Annotated in this window: 14 protein-coding genes and 1 riboswitch; of the genes, 6 read left to right on the top strand and 8 right to left on the bottom strand. The window is 68.7% G+C overall.

Translation table 11 applies throughout. The features are described from left to right. Positions 1-84: 84 nt before the first annotated feature. Positions 85-918: an alpha/beta fold hydrolase gene (locus ACX80L_RS07250; RefSeq protein ID WP_133082841.1), complete on the bottom strand. Its 834-nt coding sequence runs from the start codon at positions 916-918 to the stop codon at positions 85-87. Between the two features lie 96 nt (positions 919-1,014). Here ACX80L_RS07250 and ACX80L_RS07245 point away from each other — a divergent pair, with 96 nt between their 5' ends. Next, on the top strand, positions 1,015-1,593 hold the full coding sequence (locus tag ACX80L_RS07245) for a TetR/AcrR family transcriptional regulator (protein ID WP_459288682.1): 579 nt from the start codon (positions 1,015-1,017) through the stop codon (positions 1,591-1,593). 50 nt (positions 1,594-1,643) lie between these two features. Here the strand turns inward: ACX80L_RS07245 and ACX80L_RS07240 are convergent, their stop codons facing one another. Together ACX80L_RS07240 and ACX80L_RS07235 are read right to left on the bottom strand one after the other, a co-directional pair. After that, complete coding sequence (locus ACX80L_RS07240) at positions 1,644-1,937, bottom strand: GNAT family N-acetyltransferase (protein WP_208739221.1); 294 nt, start codon at positions 1,935-1,937, stop codon at positions 1,644-1,646. A 344-nt stretch (positions 1,938-2,281) separates the two neighbouring features. After that, positions 2,282-2,659 (bottom strand): SpoIIAA family protein, encoded by a 378-nt coding sequence (locus ACX80L_RS07235; protein WP_133082837.1) that lies wholly within the window; start codon positions 2,657-2,659, stop codon positions 2,282-2,284. Between the two features lie 127 nt (positions 2,660-2,786). On the opposite strand from ACX80L_RS07235, the gene ACX80L_RS07230 reads away from it, so the two are divergent. The 3 genes from ACX80L_RS07230 to ACX80L_RS07220 all read left to right on the top strand — a co-directional run bounded on the left by ACX80L_RS07230 (position 2,787) and on the right by ACX80L_RS07220 (position 6,144). Continuing rightward, a complete protein-coding gene (locus ACX80L_RS07230) occupies positions 2,787-3,545 on the top strand; it encodes an SDR family oxidoreductase (protein ID WP_133082835.1) in 759 nt (252 codons plus the stop codon). A 214-nt stretch (positions 3,546-3,759) separates the two neighbouring features. Beyond that, a riboswitch (SAM riboswitch) is annotated at positions 3,760-3,873 on the top strand. 35 nt (positions 3,874-3,908) lie between these two features. Next, a complete protein-coding gene (locus ACX80L_RS07225) occupies positions 3,909-5,297 on the top strand; it encodes an LLM class flavin-dependent oxidoreductase (RefSeq protein WP_459288678.1) in 1,389 nt (462 codons plus the stop codon). Between the two features lie 193 nt (positions 5,298-5,490). Then, on the top strand, positions 5,491-6,144 hold the full coding sequence (locus tag ACX80L_RS07220) for an NAD(P)H-binding protein (protein ID WP_133082833.1): 654 nt from the start codon (positions 5,491-5,493) through the stop codon (positions 6,142-6,144). Positions 6,145-6,279: 135 nt separating this feature from the next. Here the strand turns inward: ACX80L_RS07220 and ACX80L_RS07215 are convergent, their stop codons facing one another. Together ACX80L_RS07215 and ACX80L_RS07210 are read right to left on the bottom strand one after the other, a co-directional pair. Continuing rightward, a complete protein-coding gene (locus ACX80L_RS07215; protein WP_459288676.1) occupies positions 6,280-8,247 on the bottom strand; it encodes an HNH endonuclease in 1,968 nt (655 codons plus the stop codon). A gap of 536 nt (positions 8,248-8,783) precedes the next feature. Next, a complete protein-coding gene (locus ACX80L_RS07210; RefSeq protein ID WP_208739225.1) occupies positions 8,784-9,467 on the bottom strand; it encodes a DUF2848 domain-containing protein in 684 nt (227 codons plus the stop codon). 135 nt (positions 9,468-9,602) lie between these two features. On the opposite strand from ACX80L_RS07210, the gene ACX80L_RS07205 reads away from it, so the two are divergent. Further along, positions 9,603-10,961, top strand: coding sequence for an MFS transporter (locus tag ACX80L_RS07205; protein ID WP_459288674.1), 1,359 nt, complete (start codon positions 9,603-9,605; stop codon positions 10,959-10,961). Positions 10,962-11,010: 49 nt separating this feature from the next. Here ACX80L_RS07205 and ACX80L_RS07200 read toward each other — a convergent pair whose 3' ends face one another. Then, positions 11,011-11,658 (bottom strand): GntR family transcriptional regulator, encoded by a 648-nt coding sequence (locus ACX80L_RS07200; RefSeq protein WP_459288672.1) that lies wholly within the window; start codon positions 11,656-11,658, stop codon positions 11,011-11,013. Positions 11,659-11,689: 31 nt separating this feature from the next. On the opposite strand from ACX80L_RS07200, the gene ACX80L_RS07195 reads away from it, so the two are divergent. Then, positions 11,690-12,484, top strand: coding sequence for a carbon-nitrogen hydrolase family protein (locus ACX80L_RS07195; RefSeq protein ID WP_459288670.1), 795 nt, complete (start codon positions 11,690-11,692; stop codon positions 12,482-12,484). Between the two features lie 57 nt (positions 12,485-12,541). On the opposite strand, the gene ACX80L_RS07190 is transcribed toward ACX80L_RS07195, so the two are convergent. Together ACX80L_RS07190 and ACX80L_RS07185 are read right to left on the bottom strand one after the other, a co-directional pair. Then, a complete protein-coding gene (locus ACX80L_RS07190) occupies positions 12,542-13,765 on the bottom strand; it encodes an acyl-CoA dehydrogenase family protein (RefSeq protein ID WP_459288668.1) in 1,224 nt (407 codons plus the stop codon). Then, on the bottom strand, positions 13,762-15,672 hold the full coding sequence (locus ACX80L_RS07185) for a dipeptide ABC transporter ATP-binding protein (protein ID WP_459288666.1): 1,911 nt from the start codon (positions 15,670-15,672) through the stop codon (positions 13,762-13,764). The genes ACX80L_RS07190 and ACX80L_RS07185 overlap by 4 nt, the downstream gene beginning before the upstream one ends. Positions 15,673-15,674: the final 2 nt, after the last annotated feature.

The raw sequence follows: 15,674 nt of genomic DNA, 5'->3' as shown, positions 1-15,674 counted from the left end.
GCGTCGCGGGGAACCGTTCCACAATCGGCGTCCGGAGACACTGCGGGCGCCGGTCCGGGGACCGGCGCCCGCAGTGCGGTGGGGTTACTTGGCGAGGAAGCGGAGCAGGACCTCATTGATCTCGGCGCCGTGGGTCCAGAGCATGCCGTGCGGTGCATCCTCGATCTCGACGTACTCGGCGGAGGGGAGGCGCTTGGTGAATTCGCGCCCCGTCGCGTCGATCGGCAGGATGCGGTCATCGGTGCCGTGCACGATCAGCGCAGGCACGGTGACCTTCTCGACGTCGGAGCGGAAGTCGGTGAGCCAGGAGTCGACGACGGCGAACGACGCGTACCAGGACGACCCCGAGGCGACGTTCCACGCGTTGCGCAGTGCTTCCTCGCTGAGGCGGTTGCCGAGGAAGTTGTCGGTGTTGAAGAAGTCGTCGTAGAAGTTGGTGAACCAGGCGTAGCGGTCCTCGATGGCCGCGCTGCGGATGCCGTCGAAGACGGTCGAGGGGACGCCGGTCGGGTTGTCGTCGGTCTGGAGGAGGAACGGTTCGAGCGAGGCGAGGAAGACCGCCTTCGCGATCCTCGACTCCCCATAGGTGCCGATGTAGCGACCGACCTCCCCGGTCCCCATCGAGAAGCCGACGAGGACGGCGTCGTGCAGGTCGAGCGTCTCGAGCACGGTGTTGAGATCGGCTGCGAACGTGTCGTAGTCGTAGCCGGTGGTGGGCTTGCTCGACTTCCCGAAGCCGCGGCGGTCGTACGTGATGACGCGGTATCCGGCGGTCAGGAGGGCGGCGGTCTGCTTCTCCCACGAGCCGCCGTCGAGGGGATAGCCGTGGATCAGAACGACGGGCTGGCCCGTGCCGTGGTCCTCGTAGTAGAGCTCGATGTCCGTGGTGTTCTCGGTGCCGACCTTGATGAAGCCCATGTTCCTGGTCCTTGTCTCGAGCGGAGAGAACGTTCGTTCTCTCTCGGTGATCACATCGTATAGAACGATCGTTCTCCATTCAAGTAGAATGGCTTCATGAATATTTCCGAGGCCCGCACACGGATCGTGGCGAGCGCCGACGAGCTCTACAACGCGCGGGGGATCCAGGCCGTCGGCATGGACGAACTGCGCGCAGCGGCGGGTGTCTCGCTCAAGAAGCTCTACCAGGAGTTCCCGTCCAAGGGGAGCATCGTCATGGCCGTCCTCGAGCGCCGGCACCGGTCCTGGGCCGAAGGGCTGGACGCGACGGTGCGGCAGGCTCCGACGCCGCGCGCCCGCCTGCTCGCGATCTTCGACTACCTCGCGCAGTGGTTCGGCGAGGACTCCTTCCGTGGCTGCGGCTTCGTGAACAGCTTCGCCGAACTCGGCGCCGTGAGTCCTGACGTTGCCGATTACGCACGGCAGCACAAGGAGTCGTTCCAGGAGTACGTGGGGAAGCTGGCCGAGGACGCGGGCGCACCGCCCTACCTCGGACCACAACTGTCGATCCTCGCCGAAGGCGCACAGACGACGGCGGCGATCGCCGGCACCGTCGACGCGGCGGTCCAGGCGCGGCAGGCGGCCGAGGTGCTGATCGATGTGGCGCTGGGCCATGAGGTCCGAGGTGCGGCCTAGTCCGGGAGAACCCGCCTGCGCACGCCGGGACGGACGGAAGCTCCGGGGGGTCAGCCGACGAGGTCCTGGTACTCGGGATGGTCGGCGATGAAGGCCGCGACGAACTCGCACCTCGGCACCACCGTGAGGTGCTGGGTGCGGGCGTCGTCGAGCGCGTACCGGACCAGGGTGCTGCCCACTCCGTGGCCCTCGACGTCCTCGTCCACGACAGTGTGCGTGAAGACGATGGTGTCGCCGGAGCGTTCGTAGACGGCGACGCCCGCCGGTTCCCCGTCGAGGCTCGCCGTGTAGCGGCTCTCGTCCTCGTTGTTGCTGACCTGGATCTCGTTGTTTCCGGTACTCATGTTTGTCACTGTGGCACCCGGCCTGCAGGGCGGTCAACGCCCAGGGGTGCGTTGTGCCGCCCGGCGCAGCACGCGCGCGACACTGCTGTCCATGGCTGCCGTTCCGCGATGTGGGAAGGATGTCCTGCGACGGATCCGGACGCCGTCGTGCCGCGGATCCGGTGCGTCGTCGTGCCGTGGCGCTGCGCGCCCGTCGTGTCCTAGTCGCGTGGGGCCGGCGTGCCGTGGCGCTGCGCGCCCGTCGTGTCCTGGTCGCGTGGGGCCGGCGTGCCGTGGCGCTGCGCGCCCGTCGTGTCCTGGTCGCGTGGGGCCGGCGTGCCGTGGCGCTGCGCGCCCGTCGTGTCCTAGTCGCGTGGGGCCGGCGTGAGACCCTGCCGGACGGAGCTTCCGTTGAGCAGCCAGGCGACCGCTTCCGCCTCGGAGGTGAAGAAGCGCGTGTCGGTGGGGGAGCGGTGGGAGAAGCCGGACATCACCTCGTCGACGGCGTCCTCACCCACGAGTGCCACTCTCGAGAAGCCGCGGTAGGCGGCCATGCCGACGCGTGCCTCGGGGGTGATGCCGGTGATGCCGTGCATGTGCACCAGCAGCGGCAGTGTTGCCGGGCCGTGGAACTCGGCCAGGGCGCGAGCGGCGGCGACAGCGTGAGGATGGGTGATCTCGACACCGCGCCTCCACCGCAGCCACAGGATCCCCTTGTCGAGGTGGGCGCTGAATGGGTCCATCGTGGTCCTTACCGGAGGAACAGGGGCAATGGTGTGTCAGCGTAGCAAGGTGCACCCCCGAAGTCGGCTGCGCGTCCACGGTATGGTTCTCGTTCCGGGCCCCTAGGCAGCGGGTAGCGTCTCGTTCATGACACTGAGCATTCTGGTGACGGGAGCAAGTCGCGGTATCGGTGCGGCGATCGCGCACGAGCTCGCCGGCAGGGGACATCGCGTATGCGTGCACGCCGGTCGCGATCTGCAGGCCGCCGAGGCCGTCCGGGAGGCGTTGCCGGGTACGGGACACGCCGTCGCGATCGGGGACGTCGCCGATCCCGAGGCGTGCCGGCAGCTCGTCGATGCTGCCACCCGGGACCTCGGCGGGATCGATGTGCTCGTGAACAATGCGGGCATCTTCGAGGCGCATCCTGTCGACACGGTGTCCTTCGAGGACTGGCAGCGAGCATGGCGGCGGACGCTCGACGTCAATCTGGTGGGGCCGGCGAACCTGGCCTGGCTGGTGGCGCGCCGGCTGCTCGACCGGCCGTCGGGGCCGAACGGCGGACGGCTCATCAGTGTCGGATCTCGAGGCGCCTACCGGGGTGAGCCCGCCACGCCGGCCTACGGTGCGAGCAAGGCGGCCCTGCACTCGATGACGCAGTCCCTCGCCGTCGCGCTTGCGCCGCACGGCATCCTCGCTGCAGCGGTGGCGCCCGGCTTCGTCGAGACGGACATGGGACGGACTGTGCTCGACGGCCCCGGGGGAGATGCCGTGCGTGCCCAGAGTCCGTTCGATCGCGTGGCGACCCCGGAGGAGGTGGCGCAGGCCGTGGCCTGGCTCGCCACCGATGCGCCGCTGTGGGTCAGCGGCACCGTCGTGGATGCCAACGGGGCGTCCTACTTGCGCTGACATCGCGCCGCGTGAGATCGCGGGTTTCGAGCGTCGAGCCAGGGACCGCGATCCGGGACCGAGGACAGCTGTGCGAGGCCCACCCTGATGAAACGACGACGCACGGTTCCGGCGCCGGGTTCCACCGTGCGCCAGGGAAGGCATGCTGATCGTGACGCTCTGTGACAGGTGCGTCTGGACGGTGATGCAGGCGGGCCTCTACGCTCGTCAGCAGAATCAAGAGTTCCAACGCAAAACCCTGGTTTGTTGGACGGCAACCCTCTCGCTGTAGTGGGGTGCCCCAGGTGAGGATTCGGCCCGGGCTGCACCAGCCGGGCAAGTATGGCGCTTCCCCACGGCAGTGCCCCGACGTGAGGACCTCCCATGCCCGTATCACCGCGCCGTATCCGCTTCAACGCCTTCGACATGAACTGCGTGGGCCACCAGTCACCCGGTCTCTGGCGCCATCCGGAGGACCAGTCGTGGCGCTACAAGGACCTGCGCTACTGGGCCGATCTGGCGAAGACGCTGGAGAAGGGCCTGTTCGACGGCATCTTCATCGCCGACGTCCTCGGCACCTACGACGTCTACGGCGGATCCAACGAAGCGACCCTGCGGCAGGGTACGCAGACCCCGGTCAACGATCCGTTCCTGCTCGTGTCCGCCATGGCACTCGTCACCGAACACCTCGGGTTCGGCGTCACCGCCGGCACCGCCTACGAGCACCCGTATCCGTTCGCGCGCAGGCTCTCCACGCTGGACCACCTCACCAACGGCAGGGTCGGCTGGAACGTGGTGACCGGCTACCTGCCCTCCGCTGCGCGCAACATGGGCAACGAGGACCAGCTCGAGCACGACGAGCGCTACAACCACGCGGATGAATACCTCGAGGTCCTCTACAAGCTGCTCGAGGGATCCTGGGAGGACGACGCCGTCGTGCGTGACCGCGAAACCGGTGTCTTCACGGACCCGGCCAAGGTGCACGACATCAACCACGACGGCACCTACTTCACCGTCCCGGGCATCCACCTCAGCGAGCCCTCGCCGCAGCGCACCCCCGTCATCTTCCAGGCCGGAGCGTCCTCGCGAGGGATCGCCTTCGCGGCGGGCAACGCCGAGGCGGTCTTCGTGGGTGCACCGACCAAGGAGATCCTGAAGGACGTGGTGAAGAAGATCCGCGACGCCGTCGAGGCCGAGGGTCGCGACCGCTACTCGGTGCGGATCTACACGCTGCTCACCGTGATCACGGACGAGACGGAGGAGAAGGCCAAGGCGAAGCACGCCGAATACCAGAAGTACGTCAGCTACGAGGGAGCGCTCGTGCTCGTCTCCGGCTGGTTCGGTGTGGACCTGTCCGTCTACGGCCCCGACGAACCGCTCGGCGCCGTGAAGTCGAACGCCATCCACTCCGCTGTGGCCACCTTCCAGAAGGTGAACGACGACGGCGCGCCGTGGACCGTGCGGGACATCGCCGAGTGGGCGGGAATCGGTGGACTGGGTCCGCGGATCGTGGGGTCGGGCAAGCAGGTCGCGGACGAGCTCCAGGCGTGGGTGGAGGAGACCGACGTGGACGGATTCAACCTCGCATACGCGATCACACCCGGATCCTTCGAGGACGTCATCACGCATGTGGTCCCGGAGCTGCAGAAGCGCGGAGCGTATCCGACGGAATATGCCGAGGGGACGCTGCGCCAGAAGCTGTTCGGCAAGGGCGACCGGTTGCCTGAGGAGCACCGCGGCGCGAGCTTCCGCCTTCAGCCCGTCCGTCCCTGACGCACTGCGTAACCGCGCCGTCGGGGTTCGTTCTTTGACTGAGTACAAGCTGGGCCGGCATCTGCCCGGCATTTCGACCGGCATGCGGGAATAGGCGTGCGCTGGGGGCTGAACACTTTCGTATGGGTGGCCAGCCCCCACAACCGGGGACTAGCGTCGGAACCAAGACATCCGACGACCAGAAGGAGTTCCCATGTCACGCGTAGCCATCATCGGTGGGCACGGAAAAGTAGCGCTGCACCTCACGAAGATCCTCACGGGCCAGGGTCATCAGGTCAGTTCGATCTTCCGCACCCAGGACCATGCTTCCGACGTCGAGCAGGCGGGCGGCACGCCCGTGGTGGCCGACGTGTCCGAGCTGTCGGTGGCGCAGATGGCCGACGTCTTCCGCGGGCACGACGCCGTCGTGTGGTCTGCCGGTGCCGGTGGCAGCAGCCCCGAGGCCACGTACGCCGTGGACCGGGATGCAGCAATCCGTTCGATGGATGCAGCACAGGAAGCCTCGGTCGGACGGTACGTCATGGTGTCCTACCTCGGCGCGAGCAAGAATCACGGTGTGCCCGAGGACAACGGGTTCTTCCACTATGCGGAGGCGAAGGCTGCTGCGGACGAGCACCTGCGCAACTCCGAACTCGCCTGGACGATCCTGGGCCCCGGTGCCCTCACCACCGATCCTGGTACGGGGAAGATCGAGGTCTCGGACAAGCCGCAGCAGGATTCAGTGCCGCGTGAGGACGTTGCGCATGTTGCCGCAGTCGTCCTCGGCAACCTCGGCACGGTGGACAAGACCATCCAGTTCAACAGCGGCGAGACGCCGATCGCGGACGCCATCGAGGCTGCTCTCTAGGACTGTGCCGGCACTATGCGGACGGCCCGCGGGGTGAGCGCGCCGTCCGCAGGGTATTCCTGTGCTGTTCAATACCGCTGTTCAATACCGCTGCCCAGTACTGCTGGGTCAGTGCCGCCGTGTTGGGCCAGTGATTCAGCGCCGCGGGTCCGGGTCGGTGCGGGTGTAGCTGATTGCCTGGTCCGGTTGCTTGTCGTAAAGCATTCTTCCGGCTTGCCGGTAGGTGTTCTGTCGGGGCGTGCCCGCCCGGCCGGGGTTGCCGGGGGCGTGGAACCAGGGGATGCCGTTGCGCGGTTCGACGGTCCAGAGGCCCTGGTGGATGACGTGGTGGTGCCGGGTGCAGAGCAGGACGCCGTTGCTGATATTGGTCTCTCCGCCACGGGACCACGGGGTCATATGGTGTGCTTCGCACCAGCTGGCGGGGATGGTGCAGTCCGGGAAGGCGCAGCCCTTGTCCCGGGCGACCAGGGCCCGTCGAAGGTGGGGTGGAAAGAGCCGTTGAGCTCGTCCGATGTCGAGGACCTGACTACTGCTCCCCAGGACGAGAGGGATGAGGTCGGCATCGCACGCCAATGTCCTGATGGTCCTGGCGCTGATTTGTTCGCTGAACACTCCATAACCGGCATGACCCGTGTGACCGGCCTGACTGATCTGACCCGCACGACCTGCGTGCCCGCCCTGACTGATCTCACCCGGATGACCTGCGTGACCGGCCTGGCTTGAATCACCGGCCTGGCTTGAATCACCGGCATGGCCGGGGCGCTTCACGTGCTGGAGGTCGCCGATCAGGTCTTTGTAGTCGATGGTGACCATGACCTGAGCACGGTGTCCGCCGGTCGCGGGGAGTCCCGTGGTGGTGAGGGCGATCTTGCAGGCCGTGACGAGCCCATCGAGAAGTGCCTGGGCCCTCGTCGGTCCGCCGAGACGACCGTGCAAACCGGCACCAGGATCCGAGCCGTGATCCGAGCCGGAATCGGCACCAGGATCGGCACCAGGATCGGAGGCTGGACTGGCATTCGGGCCAGGTCTGCCTCCGGCACATGTGCCGTCCGCTGCACCGGTAGATCCGGTGACTCCTGCGTCACCGCTCTGGCTCTGGAGCACCCGCGGATCGGTGGTGGTGTTCATGACGGTGGAGAGGTGTTCGTATTGTTCGTCCGTGGCGCCGATCTCGAGCACGTGCAGTCCGTGGCGTCGGCCTTTGAGGAAGACGCCCTGGCGTGCGTGCAGTACTTTGTCCGAGGGTTCTGATCCGTCCTGGTCGAGCGTGTCCTCCCAGCGGCGTGCCAGGACGCGGAGGATGTCCTCGTCGGATTCGATGGCCTGCTGGGTGAGGTGGTGTTCCATCGCGTCGAGCTGGTGGGGTGCTGCGAACGATTCCACCCGCTGCAGCGCCTGGCACACGATCGTGGCGGCCCGGGCGCTGACAAGGCACGCACCTGTGGCGGCGCCCACGATCTCCCGACGGGGTGGCAGTGGCGCTCCGGTCGGCGAGATCCCGGGAAGCAGTACCTCGGCCAGCCAGAGCCGGCGTCGGGCTTCGGCGCGGCTGATCCCGAGGGTCGCGCGCAGGAAGTCCGCGCAATTGCGGAACCCACCGTCCATGATCGCAGCCCACCCGGCACCCCTCGAGCCGACCGGCGCTGCACCGGAAAGCGACGCTGCAGCGGAGGACGCGGTGGTGGGCAAAGCTTCACGGGCCGACTCGGCCACGGACGAAGCGTCACCCGGCGACGTCGTGTCGAAGGAGCGGGCATCCGAGGGGGGCGTATCGGCCCGCTGGGGAGAGCCGGTATCCATCCGGACGGCCTGTTCCGCACGCGCCAGCAGGGACGCCGTCCCGGACGAGGGATGGGACGAGGGGTGGGATTCGAACTCCGCGGCTGCGGCGTAGTGTTCACCTGCCAGGCGGGCGGCAAGGATCTGCAGATGGTCCACGACCCGTGAGGCGTGCTCGACGTCGATGATGACCTGCAGCGCTTCCGGCCCGGACAAGATCCGGTCGTGTAGGTCCAGGTCACGGGCCCAATCGGTGAGCGCTGCGCAGGCCGAGTCCGCCGGACGGGGGGTCCGCGCAAAGTGCTCGATCGGGGCGATGGCCATACCCCAATTTTATCGAACGTGCGTACTATTCATGGTGGCGGGGAGCGATTGTGGAGGAATAGTCGACCCGCGTTATCCACATAAATCTTGGTGCTCCGTCTCCCATGAGGAGATGCGGCACCCGACAAATCCGGCGGGGCCCGAGGAGCAATCGCCGGATTCGCGGAGCTTGGCCTCCCGTCCGAGCCCCCGCCGGAGCGAACACTCGTCGGATCCGGCGGAGCCTGAGCTCCTGTCCGGGCATTCGCCTGCCGCACCTGATGGAGCCTGAGCGCCCGCCCGAGCGAACAATCGCCGAATCCGGCGGAGCCTGAGCCCCGGCCGAGCCTGAGCTCCCGCCCGAGCGAACAATCGCCGGACCCGGCGGAGCCTGAGCTCCTGTCCGGGCATTCGCCTGCCGCACCTGATGGAGCCTGAGCGCCCGCCCGAGGGAACAATCGCCGAATCCAACGGAGCCCGAGCCCCGCCCGAGCCACGCCCAAGCACCCACCCTCTAAATCTGGAGAGCCCGTGCGCCACCGCCCCGTCCGGGAGGCCTAGCCGATGGGCTCGGGCATCGGCACGACGTCGTAGTCCACGCCGATGGTGAGGCCGGTGACCGGATCGGCCATCTCGACGCGCCAGGCCGCGGCGAACTGGTCGACCCCGTGGATCATGGGGACGGTGCCCGAGATGAGGACCGTCCCGGAGTCGCGCAAGCCCATGTCCGCCAGGACCTCGAGCCAGTAGTCGGGTGACAGCAGCGCACCCAGCGAGCTGTCCTGGATGAGCTCCTCGCCGGACTCGGTGCGTACCCAGGCACGCAGGGTGATGTCGTCGAGGTGGTCGCGGACGTCGTCGAGCCGCCACGCAGTACGTCCCAGCACGTCCGGGCTCGCGTTCTTGCTCCAGGCCACGCCGTGGACCTCGAGGGCTCGGTCGGTGTGGTCGCATGCGACGGTGAGGAGGACGCCGTCGTCGGTGATGACGAGGGCCCACTCCGCTTCACCGGAGGTCTTGCCGTGCTGCACGCTCACCTCCCGCGTCTGCTGCGCCAGGTAGGGGGAGACGGGGTAGAGCGCGGGCGTCGTCGTCGGACCCGGAACGCCGAGCTCGGCCAGTTCGGCGATGTGCGCCTGCACCTCGTCCTGCTCGCGTCCCGCATAGCCCGCATTGAGCAGCCGGGTCACCTCGACGTCCTGCAGGGTGCCGTCCGGCAGCTCGAAAGAGAGGGTGGTCATGGTGGTTCCTTCCGTCGGGGCGAACAAGCTTTTACATTCCGGAAACCGAAGTGGTCGCTAATCTACAACATGTATGCGTAATGTATACATCTATCGCCGGTGTGGCGGGCATCACCTCTAGTCTGGAGAATCTCGATGGCACACAGTCCTGGATCGGCAGGCGCAGGCGCGCCCGACGCCGGTACGTCCCCTCGTCCGCCCGGCCTCTACAAGGCCTTCGCCGCCAGCCTCACCGGCACCGCCCTGGAGTGGTACGACTTCGCCGTCTACTCGGCAGCGGCAGCAGTGGTCTTCCCGATCATCTTCTTCCCGGCCTCCGATCCGCTGACCGGAACCATCCTCGCTTTCTCGACCTACGCCGTCGGCTACATCTCGCGGCCGGTGGGCGGGATCGTCTTCGGACGGCTCGGCGACAGGATCGGACGCAAGAAAATCCTGGTCATCACCCTCATGATCATCGGCATAGCGACGGTCCTGATCGGCGTCCTGCCGGGATATGCCAGCATCGGCATCGCAGCTCCGATCATCCTGGTGCTCCTCCGCTTCGCGCAGGGCGTCGGCGTCGGCGGCGAATGGGGCGGTGCGGTTCTGCTGTCCAGTGAGTACGGGGATCCGAAGAAGCGCGGCTTCTGGGCCTCCGCCGCCCAGGTCGGTCCGCCGGCCGGCAACCTGCTCGCCAATGGCGCCCTCGCACTCCTGACGGTGCTGCTCTCGGAGGAGCAGTTCCTCGACTTCGGCTGGCGCATCGCCTTCCTCGCGTCCGCACTCCTCGTCGGGTTCGGCCTGTGGATCCGGTTGAGGCTGGAGGACACCCCGATCTTCAAGGCCATCGAGGCGCACGGGGAACGGCCTGCTGCGCCCATCAAGGAGGTCTTCGCCAACGAACTCCGCCCACTGATCGCAGCGATCCTCTCCCGGGTGGGGCCGGACGTGCTCTACGCGCTGTTCACCGTGTTCACCCTCACCTACGGCATCCAGGTGCTCGGGTTCGAACGCAACGAGGTGCTCACCGCGGTGCTCATCGGCTCGGGCTTCCAGCTCTTCCTGATCCCACTGGCCGGTGCGGTGTCCGACCGCGTCAACCGACGCCTGGTGTACGGGATCGCAGCCATCCTCGGGGCGCTGTGGACCTTCACGTTCTTCGCACTGCTGGACGGTGACAACCAGTTCCTGCTCATCATCGGCATCGTCCTGGGCCTCGCCTGCCATTCGTTCATGTACGGGCCGCAGGCGGCATTCATCGTCGAGCAGTTCTCGCCTCGCCTCCGCGCGACGGGCAGCTCACTCGCCTACACCTTCGCCGGCGTGATCGGCGGCGCCATCGCACCCCTGATGTTCACGGTGCTGCTGAGCAACTTCGACAGCTGGGTGCCGGTCGCCGTCTACGTCGCGGTCGCGGGGATCGTCACGCTGATCGGCCTGTCGCTCGGACGCAATCCGCACGCCACCGAGGACGACGAGTACCGCCTGCTGCTCGAGGGCTCGAAGGTCTGACGTGCGTGCCGCTCCGCGCCGGCGCGCGGAGCGGCGCACCCGGACAGTCCTAGGTGCGCAGCAGGATGTTGCGTGTCACGGCGAGGTGGTCGTGGATGGCGGCCTCGGCGTCGCCCTCCGCAAGGGCGTCGATGATGCGTTGGTGCTCGTCGCAGACCTGCCGGCGCCGGCCGTCCACCTTGATCAGCGCTTCGACGCCGACGAGGACCTGGCGGACCTGCAGCTTCCGGTAGGTCTGGGACATGAGCTCGTTCCCCGCTGCGTCCACGAGGTGCTGATGGAACAGGGCGTCGAGCCGGATGAACTCCTTCACCGATGCGCCGGTGAGCGGTTCGGGAAGGGCGGCCTGCTGGCCGAGGATGTCTTGCATCCCTGCGACGGGCGGGGCGCCCGTCGCGATCGTCACCCGCGCGGCGTGGCTCTCGAGGACGCCGCGGAGGTCCATCAGGTCCGAGATCTGTCGGGCCGTCACGATGGGGATGTAGGCTCCGCGCTGCGGGATGAGCTCGACGAGGCCATCGGCGACCAGGAGGAGGAATGCTTCCCGGACGGGCGTGCGCGAGACACCGATCCGCTCCGCCAGCTCCTGCTCGTTCAGGAACCGGCCCTGCATCGATCCGTCCGTCAGGACGTTCTCCCGCAGGTACGAGTACGCCCTGTCGCGACCCGAGACCGCTGCGCCGACTGTTCTTCCCATACATTAGGTATACAACGAAAAGGAGCTCCCCATGCGCGTAGCCGTCGCACAGCTGACTAGTGGATCCGATCCGGTGGCGAACCTCGCACTCGTCGAGCAACTCGCCGGCGAGGCAGCGGAGGGCGGAGCCGACCTCGTGGTCTTCCCCGAAGCGACAATGTGCGCCTTCGGCAACGACCTCTCCGCCGTCGTCGAGCCCCTGGACGGGCCGTGGGCGTCGCAGGTCCGGACGATCGCCGAGCGCCTGAAGATCGTGGTGGTCGCCGGGATGTTCACGCCCGGCAGCGAGGGACGTGTCCGCAACACGCTGCTCGCCGTCGGGCCCGGCGTCGACACCAGCTACGACAAGGTGCACCTGTTCGACGCGTTCGGGTACCGGGAATCGGAGAGCGTGGAGCCGGGCACCCGGCCGGTGGTCTTCACGCTCGACGACGTCACGGTGGGCCTCGCGACCTGCTACGACATCCGCTTCCCCGCTCTGTTCACCGCGACGGCGGCGGAAGGCGCCCGGGTGAACATCGTGTGCGCATCCTGGGGAGCCGGGGAGGGCAAGGTCGACCAGTGGTCGCTGCTGGCCCGGGCACGAGCCCTGGACAGCACCACCTTCGTGGTGGCGTGCGGCCAGGCCGACCCCGCCAGCATCGGTGTGCCGCTGACCGGGACGGCCCCGACGGGAGTGGGGCACAGCGCCGTGGTCTCCCCGCTCGGCCGCGTCCTCGTGGAGTTCGGCCCCGAGCCGGCACTCGAGTTCGTCGACATCGACCCGGCGGAGGTCGACGACGCCCGCGGCAAGCTGCCCGTCCTCGCCAACGCGCGTCGCTTCTAGGTCCAGACCGCGCGGGGCGTCGCGGCGCCTGCCGACGGGCAGGCGCCGTCGTGCGCCCTAGGCGCCCGCCGACGTCGTCCCCGGGGCGTCGCCCGCCCGCCACACGAACTCCGGCACCGTCCCGTTGATCTCCCAGTCGCCGACGATGCGCGACTTGTAGATCACGGGGTTGTGCGACGAGATGGTGCGGGCGTTGCGCCAGTGCCGGTCGAGCTGGAGGCCCCTGCGGGTCGATGATGCGCCGAGAGCATTGAAGATCGTCGACGCGGCATGCTGGACCTGCTCCGTCACCACGATCTGCGCCTGCGAGGACGCGAATTCCACCGCTACTGCGGCGGCGTCCGCCTCGTCCCGCGAAAGGTCGAGGTGGGCCTCGTAGGCCTCCTGCACCAGCTCGGCCACCCGGAGTGCAGCAGCCTCCGACGCGAAGGCGAGCGCCGACACCTCCCCGACCACCTGCTGCACCTGGATGTCCTCGCTGGGTCTCGTGCCGTTCCCGTGGCTGAAGGTGCGGGTCCTCCCGCGCACCTCCGCAGCGACGTCCCGGACGGCCGCACGGGCGATTCCCGCGAGCGTCGCGACATGGATGAGCTGGTAGACCCCCGTGTCGTACGGTGGGTGGTCCGCCTCGACGAGAACGTCCTCGGCCGGCACGTGGACGTTCCGGAACACGGATGTGCCGCTCGCGGTCAGGCGCTGGCCGAACCCGTCCCAGTCGTCGACGACCTCGACGCCGGTCGCATCCCGCCGCACGAGGGCGATCACGTCCACGCCGTCGTCCGTGCGCGCACCCGTCTGGATCCAGTCGGCGTAGAGGCTGCCTGTCGTGTAGTACTTCGTGCCGTCCACGCGGTAGTCGTCGCCGTCGCGCGTGATGGTGGTGCTGACGCCGCCGACGGCGACGGGCCCCGTCTCGGTCCACGCGTTGCCCAGCACTGCCCCTTCGGCGACGCGACGCAGCCAGACGGTGTCGTTCGCGTAGAGCCGGTCCTCGACGAACGCGATGTGGGACCGGAGGGCCTGCGCGAGATTGGACTCCGCGGCGGCGAGCTCGATGAGCAGCCGGAAGAACTGCGGGGCGCTGATGCCGCCACCGCCGAGCTCGACGGGTACGCGCAGCGCGGTGAAGCCGGCATCGGCGAGCTGGCGCACCTGGCGGTGCAGCAGGATCCGCTCGTCCTCGCGCTCGGCGGCGCCGGCGGCGATCTCCTCGAACAGCGGACGGAAACGTTGTGCGAGCCCTCCGTAGGTGACGGGTGCGGTGACGGTCTCGGCGGTCATCGGTCGGCTCCTGCCGGGTTGTGTGCGGACGGGGTGGCACCGGGGACGACGGCGGGCCGGCGCTCGGGCATGTCCGGCACGGCGTCGAGCAGCGCCCGCGTGTAGTCCGTGGTCGGAGCGGTGAAGATCGCCTCGGCACTGCCCGACTCGACCACGCGGCCGTCCTTGAGGACCAGGACGTCATCGCTGACGTGGTGGATGACGCCGAGGTCGTGGCTGATGAACAGATAGCTCAGCCCGAGCTGGTCCTGGAGGTCCGCGAGGAGGTCGACGACCTGCGCCTGGATCGAGACGTCGAGAGCTGAGACTGGCTCGTCGAGCAGCAGGACACGGGGCTGGAGCGCGAGGGCACGGGCGATCGCGACGCGCTGGCGCTGCCCGCCCGAGAGGGTGAGCGGCCGCCGCTCGAGAAGGTCGAGCGGCAGGCCCACCTGACCGAGGAGTTCCGCTGCACGGTCCCGCCGCTCGCCCGGCGCGCCGACGGAGCCGGCGTCCAGGGCGTCGGTGATGACCCGGCCGACGCTGAAACGGGGATCGAAGGAACTCAGCGGATCCTGGTTGACGAGCTGGATGTCGGGCCGGTGCGGACGGCGGAGATCCTCCGTGACGGCGGTCGGACCGCCGGTGCCGGTCGCGCCGCGTCGGCGGAAGCCGGAGCGGCCACGGTCGGAACCACCGTCCTCGGTGGAATCCGCCTCCGCGTGTCCGGCCCTCAAGGTGCCGGTCCCGGCCCCGTACCGCTCGCCCTCGGACCGCTCGCCCTCGGACCGCCCGGCGGCGGGCGCCGCACCTCCCACCCAGGGCAGCCCCCCGAGGGTGACCGTCCCGGCGTCGGGCTCGGTGAGGCCGAGTGCGATGCGCGCCGTCGTCGACTTCCCCGATCCCGATTCGCCGACGATGCCGAGCGTCTTTCCTGCCGCGAGCGTGAAGGAGACGTCGTCGACCACCGTACGGCGCGTGCCGTCCGGGGAGGCGTAGGTCTTCACGAGGTTGCGGGCCGCCAGCGCCGGCGCGTCCTCGGAGAAGGCCGAGAGCCGCGTGGGCCGCGAGGTCACGGAGACCCGCGGGACGGCCGAGAGCCGGGTGCCCTTGCCCGCCGCGGAGGGCACGGCGTCGATCAGCTGGCGCGTGTACTCGTGGCGCGGGTTGCCGAGGACCTCGTCGGCCCGCCCGGATTCGACGATGCGCCCGTGCTGCATGACGGCGATCTCGTCGGCGAGGTGGCTGACGACGGCGAGGTCGTGCGAGATGAAGATGAGCCCGCGGCCCTGCTCCTTCAGGCCGGCCAGCAGCTCGAGGATCTGCGCCTGCACCGTGGCGTCGAGGGCCGTGGTGGGCTCGTCGGCGATCACGAGCTGCGGATCGAGCACCGTCGCCTGGGCGATCAGCGCACGCTGGCGGAGGCCGCCGGACAGTTCGCCCGAGCGCTGCCGCGCACGGACCTCGGGATCGGGGATCCCGGCGTCGCGCAGGGCGGCGTACACCCGCTCCTGCCGCTCCGCCCGGCCGCGGATACCGTGGGCGCGGAGGGCCTCGTCGATCTCCTGGCCGACGGTGCGCAGGGGATCGAGGGACACGAGCGCGTCCTGCAGCACGTAGCCGATGTCCTTGCCGCGCAGTCTCCGCCACTGCCGCTCCGACAGGCGGGTCGCGTCGTTGCCGAGGACGTCGAGGCGGCCGGCGGACACCCGGGCGTTGGCGGCGTTGAGGCCCACGAGCGTGCGGGCCGTGACGGTCTTGCCGGAGCCGGATTCACCCACCAGGGCGAGCGCCTTGCCGGGAGCGAGGGCCAGCGAGACGTCGCGGACGACGTCGACGACGCCGCGCGGGGTGCTGAAGGAGACGTTGAGGTTGTCGATGGCGAGCAGGGGCTGCTGCACGGGGTTGGTTCCGGTGGTGTTCGTCATGG

The organism is Arthrobacter sp. MDT1-48-3, from assembly GCF_054511015.1.
Note: the sequence above shows the minus strand (reverse complement) of the source record. Positions and strands in the feature narration are given on the sequence as shown.

Coding starts and splice junctions, on each gene's coding strand:
- ACX80L_RS07230 (WP_133082835.1), top strand. CDS start 2,787: ATGACACTGAGCATTCTGGTGACGGGAGCAAGTCGCGGTATCGGTGCG.
- ACX80L_RS07250 (WP_133082841.1), bottom strand. CDS start 918: ATGGGCTTCATCAAGGTCGGCACCGAGAACACCACGGACATCGAGCTC.
- ACX80L_RS07240 (WP_208739221.1), bottom strand. CDS start 1,937: ATGAGTACCGGAAACAACGAGATCCAGGTCAGCAACAACGAGGACGAG.
- ACX80L_RS07205 (WP_459288674.1), top strand. CDS start 9,603: ATGGCACACAGTCCTGGATCGGCAGGCGCAGGCGCGCCCGACGCCGGT.
- ACX80L_RS07235 (WP_133082837.1), bottom strand. CDS start 2,659: ATGGACCCATTCAGCGCCCACCTCGACAAGGGGATCCTGTGGCTGCGG.
- ACX80L_RS07245 (WP_459288682.1), top strand. CDS start 1,015: ATGAATATTTCCGAGGCCCGCACACGGATCGTGGCGAGCGCCGACGAG.
- ACX80L_RS07200 (WP_459288672.1), bottom strand. CDS start 11,658: ATGGGAAGAACAGTCGGCGCAGCGGTCTCGGGTCGCGACAGGGCGTAC.
- ACX80L_RS07215 (WP_459288676.1), bottom strand. CDS start 8,247: ATGGCCATCGCCCCGATCGAGCACTTTGCGCGGACCCCCCGTCCGGCG.
- ACX80L_RS07190 (WP_459288668.1), bottom strand. CDS start 13,765: ATGACCGCCGAGACCGTCACCGCACCCGTCACCTACGGAGGGCTCGCA.
- ACX80L_RS07220 (WP_133082833.1), top strand. CDS start 5,491: ATGTCACGCGTAGCCATCATCGGTGGGCACGGAAAAGTAGCGCTGCAC.
- ACX80L_RS07195 (WP_459288670.1), top strand. CDS start 11,690: ATGCGCGTAGCCGTCGCACAGCTGACTAGTGGATCCGATCCGGTGGCG.
- ACX80L_RS07210 (WP_208739225.1), bottom strand. CDS start 9,467: ATGACCACCCTCTCTTTCGAGCTGCCGGACGGCACCCTGCAGGACGTC.
- ACX80L_RS07185 (WP_459288666.1), bottom strand. CDS start 15,672: ATGACGAACACCACCGGAACCAACCCCGTGCAGCAGCCCCTGCTCGCC.
- ACX80L_RS07225 (WP_459288678.1), top strand. CDS start 3,909: ATGCCCGTATCACCGCGCCGTATCCGCTTCAACGCCTTCGACATGAAC.